The organism is Actinomyces stomatis (assembly GCF_031292835.1).
Classification (GTDB): Bacteria; Actinomycetota; Actinomycetes; order Actinomycetales; family Actinomycetaceae; genus Actinomyces; species Actinomyces stomatis.
Genome location: NZ_JASPEP010000010.1, coordinates 49756 through 65435 on the forward strand (window position 1 = coordinate 49756; position 15680 = coordinate 65435).

Genomic DNA, 15680 nt, shown 5'->3' on the forward strand with positions numbered 1-15680 from the left:
GACGTCAACGGAGAGGAGTGGTGGCCGGCAAACCCAGTAGCCACAACAGACCGTGCGGTCGAAGAACTCTGTGCTGGTAGGAGCCGGTTAATTGTGTAAAAACCGAGACCAAGTCGTCACTCACGTCACGGGGAGGGCACATAGAGGTCACACTTGAGCGGATTATTCCGAAGAGGGCCTTTCTGCCTTGCAATTCCCTTACTGGAAGGTGCCATGATTCGGCCATGAACACTGTCAGTACCCCGACTTCGCCCCAAGCTGCCCCGGCTAGGCGGCGCGGACCCGGGCGCCCCCGAGCGGGCAGCGAGGACAAGCGAGCACGCATCCTCAACGAAGCCGTGGTTCTCTTCGGAGAGCACGGGTATGCCGGCACCTCCCTGGCCGACATCGCCAATGCGGCGGACATTTCCAAAGCAGGACTGCTGCACCACTTCTCCTCCAAGGACGAGCTCTTCGCCAAGGTGCTGGAGCGTCGTGACCGAGAGGACGCCCTGAGCATTCTCGTGGAGTCGCCGGCCGTCGATGACGATGCCACCGAGGTCCCCGTCGACACCGTCGGCAACCTGGACACCCTCGAGGTTGCCGGCGTCGCCGACCTCGACGGCAACCCCTGGGCCCTGCTGGAGCGCTACATCGAGCTGCTCGAGCGCAACGTCGCCCACCGGGACCTCACGGCGATCTACACCGCGACAGCGGTCTCGGTCCTCGACGCCGAGCACCCCGCGCACCGGTGGATGGCCAACCACCTCAACGGCGCCGTCGAGCGGTTCGAGTCCAGCTTCGAGGCCGGCAAGACCGCCGGGCTCGTGGACCCGCAGATGCCCTCGCGTCTCGTGGCGCGCAGCCTGGTCGCGCTCATCGATGGCCTCCAGCTGCAGTGGCTGTGCTCGACGACGCCCGGGACGGCCGCCGCGGAGGCCCTGTCCACTGACCTGGTGGCGGAGATCCGCCTCTACGCCGACTGCCTGCGCAGTCAGTGGGAGGTCCAGGAGACCCCGGAGACCCCTCAGCGGCCCAAGGCCGCCTGACGGTCTGAGGCGCCGCGTCGCACCGCGCTCGGCCCCTCAACGCATCCTCATCAGAATCCCTATTCATCCCATCCGGCTCGGGAACCTCGTGTTCCCGGGCCGGTCCTATGTGCGGGCGCCGGTCGTGAGCGGATGTCTTGCCCCGCGTCGGCCCGCTTCAGCGCTGCGCCCACAGCAGCAGGTGCGGGGTGATCGACGCCAGGTCCGGGACGACGACGAGTCCGGGGTCGGCCGGGAAGTGCTTGGTCGCCCCGATCTGCACGACGTGGATCCCGTTGCTCCGGGCCGAGGCCGCCCCCGTCGGGGAGTCCTCGACGACGACGCAGTCCTCGGGGCGCAGGTCGAGGCGCTCGACCGCCGTGGCGTAGGGCAACGGATCGGGCTTGGCCCCGACGCCGTCGTCACCCGAGACCAGGACGGCGAAGACGTTGCCGAGCGCGGAGGCCACCTTCTCGACGATCCGGCGCGGTGAGGCCGAGACGATCGCCTGGGCCAGTCCCACCTCCGACAGTGCCGAGGTGATCCGCAGCGCCCCGGGCAGCAGGGGAGGGGCGGCGCTCACGGATGCCTCGACGTCGTGCGCGATCGCCTCGAAGGCCTCCTGCGTGGCCGGATCGTCCCAGGAGCGGGTGGCGCCGGTGGCGGCGATGAGCTCGCGGGCCTGACGGATCGAGGCTCCCGTCATCTGGGCGACGAGCTCTGGGCGCGGGTCTCCGCCCAGGGCCTGGCAGTGGTGGATGAAGGCCTCGTCCCAGAAGGGCTGGGAGTCCATGAGAGTGCCGTCCATGTCCCACAGGACAGCGCGCACCGTGAAACCGGGGGAGGAAGCCGTAGTCACGTCAACCAGCCTAACGGTCGCATGCGCCGGTGCTCAGGTGGACTTCGGCGGTGGTGCGCGGCGCATATGGGGCCCGCCTCCCGCGTCGGCCCACCCGCACGGGAGAGCCGGGATGAACGCCGCGGCCCCATCGGGGCGAGCGGGCGGTCAGGGCGGGCCTCGAGAAACATCGGGGACATCTCAGGGTGCTCCCCGATGGTGGGGGACAGTCCTTGTCGCCCAGACTTGTGGACATGACGCAGCAGCAGTACCCCGGTCAGTTCAGTCAGTCCACCCGATCCGAGGGTGAGGGCGCCTCCTCCGGCAGGTCGGGCGAGTTCTCCCGCTTTCGGTCCTCCCTGCCCCGTCGTTCCCGTGAGCACCGCATTCTCGGCGGCGTCTGCGGGGGCCTGGCCGAGGCCTGGGGCATGCCCGTGACCGCGGTGCGCGTCGGGGTGATCCTGGCCAGCTTCCTGCCCGGCCCCATGTTCCTGGTCTATGTCGGCGCCTGGTGCCTCATGCTCGACGAGCCCGCCCCCGCCCAGTACTGACTGATCGGGGCTGCGCCCGCCTCGTCACCCCCGGTTCCACGGGTGACGCGGCGGGCGCAGTGTGTTGCTGGGCGGGTGCGTCCTGACGCGCCGAGTGCCCACCCCGGCCGTGACACGAGGGCGGCGGTCTCGCGGGAAGGCGCCGTCGATGGGAGGATCGAGCCGTGACCGACACCGTGACTGCTCCTGCGACCGACATCGAGTTCCTCTCCGCCTACGACCAGGGCTTCGCCCGCGTCGCCGCCGTCACCCTCCCGGTGGTGCCCGTCGACCCGGCCGCCAACGCCGCCGCCATCATCGAGCAGGCCCGGACCCTGGCCGACGACGGTGTCTGCCTGGCCGCCTTCCCCGAGCTGTGCCTGACCGGCTACGCCATCGACGACATCCTCCTGTCCGACGTCCTCCTGTCCGACGTGCTCACCGCCATCGAGACCCTGCGCGCCGCCAGCGCCGACCTCCTGACCGCCCTCGTCGTCGGCGCGCCCCTGCGCCTGGGCGACCGCCTCTACAACTGCGCCCTGGTCATCCAGGGCGGACGGGTGCGCGGCGTCGCCCCCAAGTCCTACCTGCCCACCTACCGGGAGTTCTACGAGAAGCGGCACTTCGCCCCCGGTGACGCCCTGCCCGCCGGGGTGGAGGGCATCGAGCTGCCCGGCGTGCACAACGGTTCCGGCTCCAGTGCCGAGAGCACTGGCGGCGTCGACGGCGTCGAGCCGGTAGCCCGGGTCCCCTTCGGGGCGAACCTCCTGTTCGAGGTCGACGACGTCCCCGGCCTGACTTTCCACGTCGAGGTCTGCGAGGACATGTGGGTGCCCGTCCCGCCCTCCTCCGTGGCGGCGCTGGCCGGGGCGACGGTCCTGGTCAACCTCTCCGGCTCACCCATCACGGTGGGGCGGGCCGAGGACCGTGAGCTGCTGGCCCGCTCGTCGTCGGCCCGGGGCCTGGCCGCCTACGTCTACGCCGCCGCCGGTCAGGGCGAGTCCTCCACAGACCTGGCCTGGGACGGTCAGACCCTCGTCTACGAGAACGGGGAGCTGCTCGGCTCCACCGAGCGCTTCCCCGACGGGCCGCGCGCCACCGTCGTCGACGTCGACATCGAGGGCCTGCGCGCCGAGCGCCTGCGCCAGGGGACCTTCGCCGACAACGCCCGCACCCTGAGCCCCCCGGTCGCCGGCGCCCCGGCCGCGGCCACCACCTTCACCGACCCGGCGGCCTTCCGGCGCATCCGGATCAGCGCCGCCGACCTGGCCGCCCCGCGCGCGGACATCGGCCTGCGCCGCCGCGTGGACCGCTTCCCCTTCGTGCCCGACGACCCGGCCCGCCTCGCTCAGGACTGCTACGAGGCCTACAACATCCAGGTGGCCGCCCTCGTCCAGCGCCTGGGGGCCATCGGCAACCCCAAGATCGTCATCGGCGTCAGCGGGGGCCTGGACTCCACCCACGCCCTCATCGTCGCCGCCCGCGCCATGGACCGCCTGGGGCGGCCGCGCTCGGACATCCATGCCATCACCATGCCCGGCTTCGCCACGAGCGCCGGCACGCGCCGCAACGCCGAGGACCTCGCCGTCGGCCTGGGCTGCACCTTCGAGGAGCTCGATATCCGGGCCACCGCCACCCAGATGCTCACCGAGATGGGCCACCCCTACGGCGAGTACGCCCGCACCGGGGTCCTGCCCGAAGGGGTGAGCGAGCGCGAGCTCTACGACGTCACCTTCGAGAACGTCCAGGCGGGGCTGCGCACCGACTTCCTCTTCCGCATCGCCAACCACCGCGGCGGCATCGTCCTGGGCACCGGGGACCTCTCCGAGCTCGCCCTGGGCTGGTGCACCTTCGGGGTGGGCGACCAGATGGCCCACTACGGCGTCAACGCCGGCATCCCCAAGACCCTCATCCAGCACCTCATCCGCTGGGTGGTCGCCGAGAAGCTGTTCGACGACGCCGTCGGGCGCACACTGCTGTCCATCCTGGACACCGAGATCAGCCCCGAGCTGGTCCCGGCCGAGGCCGGCGGCGCCATCCAGTCGACCCAGGCCAAGATCGGCCCCTACGCCCTGCAGGACTTCACCCTGTGGCACGTGCTGCGTCGCGGCTCTCGCCCCAGCCGCATCGCCTTCCTGGCGCACAAGGCGTGGGCGGACGCGGAGGCCGGGGACTGGCCCGAGGGACTGCCGCCGACGGAGAGGGTCGCCTACGACCTCCCTGAGATCCGTCGCTGGCTCGAGCTGTTCCACCGGCGCTTCTTCACCAACCAGTTCAAGCGCTCCACCCTGCCCAACGGGCCCAAGGTGGTCGCCGGCGGCTCGCTGTCCCCCCGCGGCGACTGGCGCATGCCCTCCGACGCCGCCGCGACCGCCTGGCTGGCCGAGCTCGAGCGCAACGTGCCCCGAGTGTGAGGCCCCGCGAGGAACCGGGGTCACCGTCCTGTAGTGTGAGGTGAGGCATAAGCGACCGGTTCGGCTGGGGTGCGAGGCCCCTGCCGGGCTCGGTCGGCACCCGCCCCGTTCCGACGTCGTCCCCGCCCCAGCAGCAAGGAACCAGCGTGACCGAGCATGAGTGAGAACAGCAAGACCGACGCCGGGGCCACCGAGGCCGGCGGGGCCTCCGGGGAGGATGACCGCCGGCGCGAGTACACCCACTCCATGGGCAGGTACGTCACCTGGCTCATGGTCATCGCCTGCATCCTCTACCCCGTCACCCGGGGGATCGCCTCGATCCCGTTCCTGCTCGTGGCCATCCTCCTCATGGGGGGACGGGCCGTGATCGAGCGGCAGGTGCGCCGTGAGGTCCGTGACCTGGAGGAGGCCGAGCGCCAGTACGAGCTCACCCGCAACCCCGAGTACCTGCGGTCCATGACCCAGCACGCCGAGGGACTGCTCAAGGACAACAAGATCCTCACCCCCGACTCACGCAGCCTCCTTCACGGCTACGCCCAGTGGGCCCGCGAGCGCCAGGAACGCCAGGAGCGCCAGCCCAAGAAGCAGCCCAAGAAGCAGGCCAAGAAGCAGGCCAAGAAGGCCCGCAAGGTGAAGACTCAAGTCCTCGACGTCTCCTAGGCGGTTCGTGAGGCGCAGACCGACGACTCCGAGGCGACCGACATCCCCCGGGACCTGAACGGAAAGGACTCCCATGCCACGCAGGCTCATCTCCACCGACCTGGACGGCACCATCGTCTTCAACGGGACGATCTCGCTGCGCGACCGCGAGGCCATGGCCCGGTGGCGGGCGGCCGGCAACCTCCTGGTCATCAACACCGGCAGGTCGGTCTCGGCGCTGGAGCACGTCGTGGTGCCCATGGGCCTGGAGTTCGACAACGCCATCCTCTACACGGGGGCCGCCATCGTGGACGCGGATATCAGGGTGCGTTACTCGACGGTCCTGCCGGCCGGCGTCGTCGAGGACATCCTCGACTTCGTTGAAGGGGCGCCGGGCGTCACCGTCTTCACCACCGGGCTGGACGAGGACCTGCTCGTCTACGACACGATCGGCTCCGGCTCGGAGCTGCTGACCCTGTTCCGGCCGGCCACTCGGCGAGAGCTGGACGGGCGCGAGTTCATCGGTGTGCCGATGCGCTTCACCGACCCGGAGATGGCCGCGCGCACCGAGACCTACCTGCACCGGCGCTGGGAGGGGCAGGCGGTGGGCTTCCGCAACCAGGACTTCATCGACGTCGTGCCCGCCTCGGCCTCCAAGGGGGCGGGTCTCAGGCAGCTGGTGGCGAGCCTTGCTGAGCCGCCCGCCCCGGAGACGTCCGGCGATGCCGGGGAGGCTGGAGAGGTCCCGGCCGGTGGCTCGGTGGGGCTCGGCGTCGGCTCGTGCTCGCCGGAGCCCATGGAGACCTGGTCGATCGGGGACTCCTGGAATGACATCTCCATGCACCAGGCCGCCGACCACTCCTACGCCCTGCCCTGGTCGCCGCCGGAGGTGGTGGCCCAGTGCGATGGCACGGTCTCCAGCCTCGCCGACCTCATCGACTCCCTCATGGGGCGACCGATGATCTAGGCCCACACTTCGACCAAAACTTCACAGGCGACGCGGCTCCGGGTCGATTATGAAGATTCTGTCGAAGTGTTGAGGCATCGATGTACCGACGCGCGGGGCGGGCTCGGGAAGCGCGAGCTATGCTCGCCGGCATGCGTCTGCTCGCCACGGATCTTGACGGCACCCTCGTCTTCCACCACGTCGTCGGGCAGGCCGACGCCGAGGCCCTCGTGCGCTGGCGCGAGGCCGGCAACCTCCTGGTGCTGGCCACGGGGCGTTCGGTGCGGCTGGTGCAGCACGCCGTCGAGGTGGCCCGGGCCTCGACGTCCATCGGCCTGGACTACGACTACGCCGTGTGCGCTACGGGCACGACCGTCATCGACGCGGCCGGTCAGGTGCATCGCACCCGGATGCTTGAGGCCGATCAGGTGCGGGAGGTGGTCCGGGCGATCGGCGACATCGCTGAGGCCCCCGTCTCCGTGTTCGCCTCAACCCTCGAGCGCGACTACGTGCTGGATGACCCGATCGGCCTGTCCACTGACCAGCGCACGCCGCCCGACCGCTTCACCGCGGCGCCCCTGTCGCAGGTCGCGGGCCTGGGGATCACCTCGATGCCGCTGCACATCCCCGATGCCCGGGCCGCCGCGGCGCTGGTCCGCGGCCTGGAGGAGGCCGTCGACGGCATCAGCTGCACCCGCTCGACCGGCTTCGTGGACGTCACGGCGGCGGGGGAGTCCAAGGGGACGGGCCTGGGCCGGCTCGCCGCGCTCCTGGCCGATCAGGGCATGGAGATCAGTGAGGTGGCCGCCGTGGGCGACTCCTGGAACGACATCTCGATGTTCGAGCGGGCCGACGTCCCCTGCGCGATGGTCGGCGCCCCGGGCGACGTCGTCGAGGCCACCGGTGGGCGCACCACCCCGAGCGTGGCCGCCTTCATCGACGCCCTCCTGGCCTGAAGGCACGCGGACGGTGGGTGCGCACCCCGCCGGCTCCTCCCGACCGGCTGCCCGAGCACCCACCACGTCGGCACACCCGCCACCTCGCGCTCGCACTTCGACAGAATCTTCACAAGCGACGCGGCTCCGGGTCGTGTATGAAGATTCTGTCGAAGTGATGTGGTGATGGTGGGAAGGGGGCGGTGAGGAGGCCGCGGGGGAGTGCTGCTCAGCGGGGGCGTGCCTGGCTGCTCAGACCTGGGCGTAGCGGTAGACGTTGGTCTCCCGCAGCTCGAAGCCGGAGCGGCGGTAGAGGCGGTTGGCGGCCTCGCGCGAGGGGCGTGAGGTGAGGTCGACGGTGCGCGCCCCCATCTTGCCGGCGTACTCGACGGCGGCCTCCACAAGGGCCTGCCCGGCACCCTGGCCGCGGGCCTCGCCGTCGACGACGACGTCCTCCACCCAGGCGCGCAGGCCCGTGGGGATCGTGAAGGTCGCCAGGGTGAGCATGCCCAGGATCGGGGCGCTCTGGCCGGCTTCGGCCTCGGGGCGGAAGACGAAGAGGAAGACCCCCTCCTGAGCGATGAAGGCCTCGCACTGCTCGGCGCTCAGCGCCGGGGCGCTGCGGGAGAGCTGCGGGATGAGGCGCTCCATGGCCTCGACGATCTCCGGGCTGGAGGTGGTGACGAGCTCAACGGTCATGAGGAGTTCTCCTGCTGGTTGGAAAGAGGCTGCGGGCCGAGCGGGCGGATCCCGCGACGGTTCTGTCAGCCCCGGAGCCTACCGCCTGGATGCGCTCCGGGCGGCGAGACGTTCCACCGACCGGAAGAATCCACCGGTGCACCCCGGTCGACAGAAGGCGGCCCGGTCAGGCCGAAGGACCGGCCGAGGCGCCGACCGTCTTGAGGGTGGGATCCATGACGGCGGCCTCCAGCAGTGCGGTGCCACTGGTCAGGTCCCGCAGCCGCAGCACATAGGGGTGGTCCACCGTGAACTCGATCGGCTTGGTCTGCTCCGCCGGTGCCGCCATCTCCACTGCTGCGCCCTCGCTCAGAGCGGCCGCGACCGTGCCCTCCTCGTCCAGGACGAGGCGTATCTGCTGGACGACCTGGGTCAGTGCGAGCTCGGGCGCGATCCGGTCCAGGCCCTCGGGCTTGAGCCCCTGCTCCATGAGGAACGTGAGGAGCTCCTTGGGCTGGGAGGTGAGGTCCAGCTTGGGCAGGGACACCAGCACCTCGCGGGTCTGCGCGGCGTCCAGGGCTTTGGAGGCCTCCGCCCACGTTCCGGCACCCATGGCACCGGGCAGGGTGCCGGCGTCGGGCAGGACGACGTCGAGGGCGAGGTCGGAGTCCCTGCCGTCCTCGCCGCTGGCGTAGTTCAGGCGCACCGCCGCCCACCCCTTCCCGGTGGCGTAGGGGATGTTGTGCTTGCCGTTCATGAGGTCGGCCTTGACGGTCTTGCCCCCGGCGAGCGTGAAGTCCTCCTGCTCGGTGCCCTCGGCCTTGAAGGGGGAGTCCCACTGGGCCGCGAAGAGCAGTGCGTTCTGCACCACCAGGCGGGTGTCCTGGGTGACCTTGATGCCACTGCTCGGGATGAGGCCGGCCGTGTTGCGCGAGGCCCAGCTGTCGAGGTTCTCCTTCATGGAGCCCACGCCGACCTGCTCGATCTCGGCGGAGAACCAGTGCAGCACCGTGTCGAGGTAGGTCTGCTCGACCTTGAACTTCTTCTCGTCGGCGATGAGGACGTGGTTGGCCAGGTGAACGAGCGGCTTGGCCGGGATCTTGTCCGGGTCGAAGCCCTTGAGGTCGCCGTCGTGGCGGTTCAGGGAGTTCTGGATGGCAGACCAGGCCCGGTCACGGTCCTCACCCGAGAGCCCCAGGAGCGCGTCAAAGCCCTGGGCCTTGGCGTCGCCGGCGCCGTCGGCCAGGATCGCCAGGAGGAGGGCGAGACTGAGCGGGGAGGCCATCGCCGTCGTCTCGGGGTCGGCCTTGAGGTAGTGGGTCAGGAGTTTGCCCCCGAGCTGGTCACAGGCGGCGGCCGCGCCAGTCACCTGGGACGGGACGTCGGAGGGATGGACCGTCTCATGGGTGACCTTGGAGGTCAGCTGATTGCCCGATGCCAAGGAGCAGCCGCCCAGCAGTGCCACTGCTGCGGGAACCAGGGCGCCCAGTGCCAGCAGCTGGCGGCGGGTCGGGCCGCAGTGGTCGGAGGCGGAGAGTCTCATGGGGTCAGGCGGGGTCATGAAGCCAGGTTAGGGAGCCCGCCTGGACCTGTCAGGGCCTTGGTGCGGTTCCATCATGGGGAGTCATCCCCGGGCGGCTGCCGGCGGGCCCGCTCAGGCGTCCGTCCACGACTGCTCGATCGGCAGAAAACGGCCCGATCCGGTCTCGCTCACTGTGACGCGTCCTCCCGCCGGGATCGGCGGCCTCGAAGGCCGGTCAAGAGTAGGCTTCCGACCAAGGTCCCACAACGCCCCGCAGCCGCTGCAGCCCCGATGCCGCTCGCACGCCTGCGCCGCCCCAAGGAAGGTCACTCATGGTCGAGTCCGCAGCTCCCGTCGAGCACGTCTTCGCCGCCGACGAGCTCTTCTTCTCCACCACGGACTCCCACGGGCGCATCCGCCGCGCCAACTCCACCTTCATGCGCCTGTCCGGCTACCCGCGCGGCGCCCTGGTGGGGCGGGCCCACAACGTGGTGCGGCACGCGGACATGCCCGCCGGCCTGTTCCGCTCCATCTGGGACGCCATCGAGGCGGGCCGGGCCGCCAGCGCCTACATCACCAACCGCTCCTCCGACGACGGCCACTACCGCGTCTTCGCCACGATCGTCCCCTCCGGCTCCGGCTACCTGTCCGTGCGCACCCTGCCGATGCTCACCGACCTGCGCGACGACGTCGAGGCCGCCTACGCCCGGGTCCGTGACGTCGAGGAGGCCTCCGCCGCGGCCGGCTCCACCCGCCGGGAGGTGGCCGCCGCAGGGCAGGCCGCCTTCCAGGCCGAGCTGCAGGCCCTGGGGTACGCCGACGCCATCGACTTCACCCGCCGGGTGCTGGTCGCCGAGGTCGGCGAGCTGCTCGCCCACGGCGTCGGCATCCCCGACAGCCCGCAGGCCGACGGCCCCGTGGCCCGGATCCTGGACGCCATGAGCCGGATCGAGGCCGAGACCGCCGGGCTGGTCGGCATCCTCCAGGAGGGGCAGCGGCTCGTCGACCTCCTGGGCAAGCGGGCCGGCGAGATCGAGGCCCTCTCGGCCCGTCTGGGCGCGCTGCGCGAGGCCATGCGGGCCGTCGGCGCCGACGTCGAGGTCCTGGGTCACGGCGAGCAGGCCGACGATGTCGCTGCGCGCTGCCAGCAGGTCGACGCCCTGGTCCTGGAGTGCTCCGAGCAGCTCCACCCGCTGAGCAGCCAGATCGAGGCGCTGCGCGGCGACCTGGACTCGGTGAGCTTCCGCATCGCCCTGGCGCGCCTGCACAACCTGGCCGCCGGGATCTTCGCCGTCCAGATCATCGAGGGCCAGGACGAGGTCGACGCCAACGACGCCGTCGGCAGCCTCACCGAGCTGTGCTCGGCGCTGAGCGACGGCGCCGACAACCTGACCCAGCGCGTCGGCCTGCTCGACGCGCGCCGCGAGCTGGTGGGCGGCGAGCTGGATGTCGTGGCCGAGGACCTCGGCGTCCTCCAGGGCCCGATCCTCGAGCTCATCGAGGCGGCCGCGGCCGCCGGCGCCGGACAGGCCGACTCCGTGACCACCGCGCGCACCCTGGCCGGACAGGGCTTCGGCGAGGCCCGGGATCTGGCCGACCTGGCCGTGCGCGTGCGCGACCTCGAGGTCCCCTTCGAGGCGGAGGCCATCAACAGTGCCCTGGCCGACGTGCGCACCTCCCTGGCCGAGCTCGAGTAGGGCCTTCAGGCCCGCACCAGCTCCACGAGCACCTCGGCGTGCTCGGTGTGCGGGAACATGTCGAACAGGCGGGAGCGCGTCACCCGCATCGAGGGCAGGTGCGTCAGGTCCGCCGCCAGCGTGCGCGGATTGCAGGAGGAGTAGAGCACCCGCTCCACGCCGGAGGCCTCGATCCTGCCGGCCAGCTGCTCCCCGATCCCGCGCCGGGGCGGGTTGACCACGAGCAGATCCGGGCGCTGCGCCCCGGCGACGCGCTCCTCAGGGGCGGCCGGGTCCAGGACGCGGGCGTCCCCGGCCTCGAAGCGCACCAGGGCGGGATCCAGGCCCATGAGGGCGGCCGCCGCACGCGCCCCGTCAATGGCCGACGCCGAGACCTCCACCCCCAGCACCCGGCGGCCGGGCACCGCCAAGGCCAGGGCGAAGCCGCCGACGCCGCAGAACAGGTCCCACACCCGGGCCGGTCCGGCCTCCTCGGCCCAGGCGCGGGCGGTGGCGTAGAGCGCCTCGGCCACGGCCGTATTGGTCTGGAAGAAGGAGCGGGTGGGCAGGTAGAGGGGCAGCTCGACGCCGTTGCCGCGCCGACCGGCCCGGCCGCCGTGCTCCGGTGACGGCAGGCTCAGGCGCATGAGGAGACGGTCCTCCTCAGTCAGGACGATCTCCTCGGGCCCCTCGATGACGGCCTGGTGGACGCTTTGGATGTTGACGGCGGCCACCGCCAGCTGGGGCAGACGCCGGTGCAGGTCAGGCAGGGCGGCGCGCAGCCGCTCCAGGTGGTGGTGGGAGCGCAGGACGAAGCGCACCATGAGGTCGTCGTCGGGCGAGGCGGTCACCAGGACGTACTTGAGCTCGCCGCGGCGCGTGGGCACGTCGTAGGGGCGCAGGCCCAGCTCGGTGATGAGGCCGGCCAGCACCGGCAGGGCCGCCTCGATGGCAGGCGCGTGCAACGGGCAGGTGCGCAGGTCGACGCCGCACCCGGCGCCGTCGAGGATCCCCAGGGTCGGGTGGGCGGCGGTCCCTGCCACTGCCATCTTCGCCTTGTTGCGGAAGCCGGTGGGGGCGCTCGCGGCCGGTGCCTGCCACAGGCCGGCCGGGACGTGGTCGGCCAGGAGGCCGGCGACATGGGACTGCTTGGCGTCCAGCTGGGCGGGCAACGGCAGGGACAGGTGGGGGCAGGAGCGGCAGGTGCCGGCGTCGTGGAGGGCGCAGGACGCCGCTGGTGCTGCGGTCACCGACATGTCCCCTCCCGGTGGTGCGCTCGTGGCCGGGCCGTGGGGCAGGTGAGACAGGAGCGGCCAGGCCCCGGACGGCTGCGGGCGGTGAGTGGAGCCGCTTGTCGGACTCGAACCGACGACCTGCTGTTTACAAGACAGCTGCTCTACCAACTGAGCTAAAGCGGCGCGCGGCCGGCCAGGCGGCCGCAGGTGCGTGGGACAGTCTGACACAGACCGCCCCGGGGCGGGAAACCGGGGGAGACGGTACTGCGCCCGTCGCCGCCCGGGTCCGCGGGTCCTACGAGGAGGTCCGTGGGGCCTGGGATGGGCTCCGGTGCGGGGATCAGCCCTGCTGCTGGGTGGGCTGCTGAGTTGCCTGCTGGGTGGGCTGCGCCGTCGCGGTGGATCCGGTGACGAGCTCGGTCAGGGAGGTCGGGGTCTGGAGCTTGTTCAGGTCGACCTTCTCCCCCTTGAAGAAGACGGTGGGGGTGCCCTCCAGCTCCCTGGCCTTGAATGCCTCGTCGCCGAGTTCCACCCACTTCTTGTACTTGTCGGAGTCGATGGCCGCCTTGAACTTGGCGGAGACCTCTTTGGGGACGTTCACCTTGGTGGCGGCGGCGACCAGGCCCTCCACCGTCATGTTGCTCTGGTCCTTGGTCTGCAAGAACTGGGAGAAGATCTCGAAGGCGGCGTTGTGGAAGCTCAGGGACTGGGCCGGGGCCTCGTCGAGCACGACGCCCATCGCGTTCATGACCACGCTGGTCCACTCCTGGCCGAGGAGCTTGGTGGGGTGGAGGGCCAGGGTGATCTTCTTGTCGCTCAGGAGCTGGTTGATCTCCTGGGTGTGGATGCCCTCGAACTGGGCGCAGTGAGAGCAGGAGTAGTCGAAGTAGATGTCCAGGACGGGGGCCGAGGCGGCGACGGTGTCGAGAGCGGCGCCCTCGCCGTAGGTCCAGGAGGCGTCCGAGAGGACCTGCTTGGGGATGCCGTTCTGACTCGCCTTCGCGGTGGCCAGGCCCTCGTTCGGTGCGGGGAACTTCGAGCCCTTGGGCTTCTTCTTGGCGTCGACGCCGAGGTAGGCCAGGTAGCCGAGCCCGCCGGCCACGGCCACGCCCGCGCCTCCGATGAAGCTGCGGCGGGCGATCGTGTTGCGGCGCGCGCGGCGGGCCTCTGCCTCGCGCAGCTCCTTGGCCTTGAGGCGCGCGGCCTCGCGGCGCTGGGCCTTGGTCTGGCGGGGCTGGTTAGTGGACACGCGGTGCTCCTTGTGGTGCGGTGACGAGCGGACGATCAAGAAGATGAACGATCAACGAGTGATGGCTGTCGTGACGTCATTCTGCCCGAGGATCCTGGAGGAAACCACGCCTGGTGTCTGCCGGTGGCGGATTGTGACGCATCGGTCGTCGTTGTCCCGGCGCGTGTAGCCGGGGTCGGGCAGAATCGGGGGGAATCAGACCGAGCGGTCCGGGAGTGACCGGGTGGAGGGGATTGTGACCATGATGGATGGGCCTATGGGTGGCCAGATGGAGGACCAGATGGTCCTGCTCCAGAACATGTCGACCGACTGGGGCAACTGGATGCAGTCCGTAGACGCCCAGGAGGTCGTGGTGGAGGTTGAGGGGGTGGGGACCCGCGCCGCCGTGACGAGTCGCGTGCTCAGGCCCCGTGGCATTCTGCGCCGCGCCCAGTGGGCCGAGAACGAGATGCCCGTTGAGCTGGTCCGTGAGGCCGTGCGCCTGCGGGCGCTCATGGCCCACCCCCGTGGCGGGACCTGGACCTGGGCGGCGCTGTCCATGAAGAGCAGCGAGGGCTACAAGCTCATCTCCGACTTCGACTATGACCGCGAGCCGGTCCTCGACCCGCCCTACACGGCGGAGGACTGCGCCAAGGAGCTGGAGGTCTTCCCCCGTGACCCCGGCGCGATCCCCGACTGGATGAAGATCGGGGCCTGAAGGCATAAGAGCCGGCCCGCAGGGATGCGGTGAGAGGAAAAGACGCGGCCGCATCAATGCCGCAGCAAGAGCGTGGGGGAGCACGTTGATGTCAAGTAGCCAGGGGAATCAGGGCAATCCGGTGGTCTCGAAGTGTGAGGTGTTGCTTCGTGGCTGGCTGACCGAGGAGGGGGCGGATAGGGTCGATATCGATTATCAGGTGATTCATCGAGTTGCCCGCGTCAGGGTCTGGTTGACACAGGACGGGGAGCGGAATTCGGTGTATTTTCCTCCTGAAATTGGTTTCGAGTTGGATGACATTCGTCCGTCTCAGGTGGATCAGCATCGGGGTGCGTGGTTGTACTCGCATTTTTGGATGGAGGCTGCTGAGGGGGTGCTGCATCAGGAGGCGGACTGGATGCGTGAGCCGGTCATTAGTGCACGGCCGATTGGTGGTGCGGATGCGGTTGTTGAGCTGGAGCGCTGTCCGCGGGATCCGGAGTGGATTCCGGAGTGGATGGCAGCCAAGATAGCGGCGTATCACGAGGAGGAGGCCCGGGAGCGCCAAGAGGCCGGTACTGAGGCTGCCCAGGCGGCGGGCAGTGGCGCTGATGAGTCTGGTTCGGGTGGGGTCGGCCGTTCTGGTGTTGAGTGAGCGGGGAGTTGCGTGGGTGAGATGCGGGAGCCCGAGGCTGTGGCGTCCTCGGGTGGTTACTACACGATGCTGGAGTCGGCCCCGGAGGTCGACCCGGCGAGACGATCCGTGTCGGGGCCAGTGACGGGCTACGGGGCCTTCCCCGCCCCTGGGGCTCCAGGTGCGCCGGCCCCCGGGATTGTGCCTGCGCCGATGATGGCTCCGGCACCCGTCAAGGTACGTGCTCCATCCGGTGCTGAGGCGTGGAGTGCGGGGCTGTTCGGGTTGCTGGTGTTTGTGCCGGGCTTCAATGCGCTGCTGGCTGCGGTGGCGATGATCGTGATCGGCCTGTGGGACAAGAAGGATCTGCGTGAGCCGGCCCGGACGAATCGTCGTCGGGCGGCGAGCTGGGGGCTGACGCTGCTGCTGGTGGAGGTGGCTCTGATAGTGATCCAGATCGCCGTGGTCTCCGTTGCGAACGACTTCGATGAGTCGCCGTCTTTCATTCCGTGGGGCACCCCGATCATCATGGCGCTGGTCATGGTCGGGGTCCACGTGCTGGTGTGCTCCGTCCAAGCGATCCGGGCCTACCGCGGCAAAACCACCCGCTTCGGAGGCATCCCCTTCTTCCGCTGACCACAACCCACATCACTGGCGGTCCCCACGCTCCCACTGCACCTGGTCCCGGAAGCAGGAGCCAC

General features: G+C 70.3%; 15 protein-coding genes and 1 tRNA gene. 10 read left to right on the top strand and 6 right to left on the bottom strand.

The genetic code is table 11. The features are described 5' to 3' along the window. Window positions 1-224 precede the first annotated feature (224 nt). A complete protein-coding gene (locus tag RIV12_RS07365; protein ID WP_256695586.1) occupies window positions 225-1028 on the top strand; it encodes a TetR/AcrR family transcriptional regulator in 804 nt (267 codons plus the stop codon). 157 nt (window positions 1029-1185) lie between these two features. Here RIV12_RS07365 and RIV12_RS07370 read toward each other — a convergent pair whose 3' ends face one another. Beyond that, window positions 1186-1866 carry an HAD family hydrolase gene (locus RIV12_RS07370; protein WP_309322999.1) on the bottom strand — a complete coding sequence of 227 codons (681 nt, stop codon included), beginning with the start codon at window positions 1864-1866 and terminating at the stop codon, window positions 1186-1188. 233 nt (window positions 1867-2099) lie between these two features. On the opposite strand from RIV12_RS07370, the gene RIV12_RS07375 reads away from it, so the two are divergent. The 5 genes from RIV12_RS07375 (at window position 2100) to RIV12_RS07395 (ending at window position 7330) form a co-directional block, all read left to right on the top strand. After that, complete coding sequence (locus tag RIV12_RS07375) at window positions 2100-2396, top strand: PspC domain-containing protein (RefSeq protein ID WP_075418463.1); 297 nt, start codon at window positions 2100-2102, stop codon at window positions 2394-2396. A gap of 164 nt (window positions 2397-2560) precedes the next feature. Continuing rightward, a complete protein-coding gene (locus RIV12_RS07380; protein WP_309323000.1) occupies window positions 2561-4789 on the top strand; it encodes an NAD(+) synthase in 2229 nt (742 codons plus the stop codon). Between the two features lie 156 nt (window positions 4790-4945). Then, a complete protein-coding gene (locus RIV12_RS07385; RefSeq protein ID WP_309323001.1) occupies window positions 4946-5449 on the top strand; it encodes a hypothetical protein in 504 nt (167 codons plus the stop codon). Window positions 5450-5522: 73 nt separating this feature from the next. Then, on the top strand, window positions 5523-6395 hold the full coding sequence (locus tag RIV12_RS07390; protein ID WP_309323002.1) for an HAD-IIB family hydrolase: 873 nt from the start codon (window positions 5523-5525) through the stop codon (window positions 6393-6395). A 131-nt stretch (window positions 6396-6526) separates the two neighbouring features. Then, window positions 6527-7330: an HAD family hydrolase gene (locus tag RIV12_RS07395; protein WP_309323003.1), complete on the top strand. Its 804-nt coding sequence runs from the start codon at window positions 6527-6529 to the stop codon at window positions 7328-7330. Between the two features lie 231 nt (window positions 7331-7561). On the opposite strand, the gene RIV12_RS07400 is transcribed toward RIV12_RS07395, so the two are convergent. Next, window positions 7562-8008, bottom strand: a complete 447-nt coding sequence (locus tag RIV12_RS07400; RefSeq protein ID WP_075418467.1) for a GNAT family N-acetyltransferase — start codon at window positions 8006-8008, stop codon at window positions 7562-7564. A 166-nt stretch (window positions 8009-8174) separates the two neighbouring features. Further along, window positions 8175-9530 carry a serpin family protein gene (locus RIV12_RS07405; RefSeq protein WP_309323018.1) on the bottom strand — a complete coding sequence of 452 codons (1356 nt, stop codon included), beginning with the start codon at window positions 9528-9530 and terminating at the stop codon, window positions 8175-8177. Between the two features lie 311 nt (window positions 9531-9841). Here RIV12_RS07405 and RIV12_RS07410 point away from each other — a divergent pair, with 311 nt between their 5' ends. After that, window positions 9842-11206 (top strand): chemotaxis protein, encoded by a 1365-nt coding sequence (locus RIV12_RS07410; protein WP_309323004.1) that lies wholly within the window; start codon window positions 9842-9844, stop codon window positions 11204-11206. A gap of 5 nt (window positions 11207-11211) precedes the next feature. On the opposite strand, the gene RIV12_RS07415 is transcribed toward RIV12_RS07410, so the two are convergent. The 3 genes from RIV12_RS07415 to RIV12_RS07425 form a co-directional block, all read right to left on the bottom strand. Further along, window positions 11212-12441, bottom strand: a complete 1230-nt coding sequence (locus RIV12_RS07415; RefSeq protein ID WP_309323005.1) for a methyltransferase domain-containing protein — start codon at window positions 12439-12441, stop codon at window positions 11212-11214. Between the two features lie 86 nt (window positions 12442-12527). Further along, window positions 12528-12603 (bottom strand) — tRNA-Thr (locus RIV12_RS07420). 157 nt (window positions 12604-12760) lie between these two features. Then, window positions 12761-13669: a DsbA family protein gene (locus RIV12_RS07425; RefSeq protein ID WP_309323006.1), complete on the bottom strand. Its 909-nt coding sequence runs from the start codon at window positions 13667-13669 to the stop codon at window positions 12761-12763. Window positions 13670-13925: 256 nt separating this feature from the next. Between RIV12_RS07425 and RIV12_RS07430 the strand changes: the two genes are divergently transcribed. The 3 genes from RIV12_RS07430 (at window position 13926) to RIV12_RS07440 (ending at window position 15615) form a co-directional block, all read left to right on the top strand. Then, window positions 13926-14366, top strand: coding sequence for a hypothetical protein (locus tag RIV12_RS07430; protein ID WP_309323007.1), 441 nt, complete (start codon window positions 13926-13928; stop codon window positions 14364-14366). A gap of 88 nt (window positions 14367-14454) precedes the next feature. After that, a complete protein-coding gene (locus tag RIV12_RS07435) occupies window positions 14455-15000 on the top strand; it encodes a hypothetical protein (protein ID WP_309323008.1) in 546 nt (181 codons plus the stop codon). A 21-nt stretch (window positions 15001-15021) separates the two neighbouring features. After that, the gene (locus RIV12_RS07440) at window positions 15022-15615 is read left to right on the top strand and encodes a hypothetical protein (RefSeq protein WP_309323019.1); all 594 of its coding nucleotides are present in this window, start codon (window positions 15022-15024) and stop codon (window positions 15613-15615) included. Window positions 15616-15680 lie beyond the last annotated feature (65 nt).

Coding starts and splice junctions, on each gene's coding strand:
- RIV12_RS07365 (WP_256695586.1), top strand. CDS start 225: ATGAACACTGTCAGTACCCCGACTTCGCCCCAAGCTGCCCCGGCTAGG.
- RIV12_RS07375 (WP_075418463.1), top strand. CDS start 2,100: ATGACGCAGCAGCAGTACCCCGGTCAGTTCAGTCAGTCCACCCGATCC.
- RIV12_RS07385 (WP_309323001.1), top strand. CDS start 4,946: ATGAGTGAGAACAGCAAGACCGACGCCGGGGCCACCGAGGCCGGCGGG.
- RIV12_RS07390 (WP_309323002.1), top strand. CDS start 5,523: ATGCCACGCAGGCTCATCTCCACCGACCTGGACGGCACCATCGTCTTC.
- RIV12_RS07395 (WP_309323003.1), top strand. CDS start 6,527: ATGCGTCTGCTCGCCACGGATCTTGACGGCACCCTCGTCTTCCACCAC.
- RIV12_RS07400 (WP_075418467.1), bottom strand. CDS start 8,008: ATGACCGTTGAGCTCGTCACCACCTCCAGCCCGGAGATCGTCGAGGCC.
- RIV12_RS07405 (WP_309323018.1), bottom strand. CDS start 9,530: ATGAGACTCTCCGCCTCCGACCACTGCGGCCCGACCCGCCGCCAGCTG.
- RIV12_RS07410 (WP_309323004.1), top strand. CDS start 9,842: ATGGTCGAGTCCGCAGCTCCCGTCGAGCACGTCTTCGCCGCCGACGAG.
- RIV12_RS07415 (WP_309323005.1), bottom strand. CDS start 12,441: ATGTCGGTGACCGCAGCACCAGCGGCGTCCTGCGCCCTCCACGACGCC.
- RIV12_RS07430 (WP_309323007.1), top strand. CDS start 13,926: ATGGGTGGCCAGATGGAGGACCAGATGGTCCTGCTCCAGAACATGTCG.
- RIV12_RS07435 (WP_309323008.1), top strand. CDS start 14,455: ATGTCAAGTAGCCAGGGGAATCAGGGCAATCCGGTGGTCTCGAAGTGT.
- RIV12_RS07440 (WP_309323019.1), top strand. CDS start 15,022: ATGCGGGAGCCCGAGGCTGTGGCGTCCTCGGGTGGTTACTACACGATG.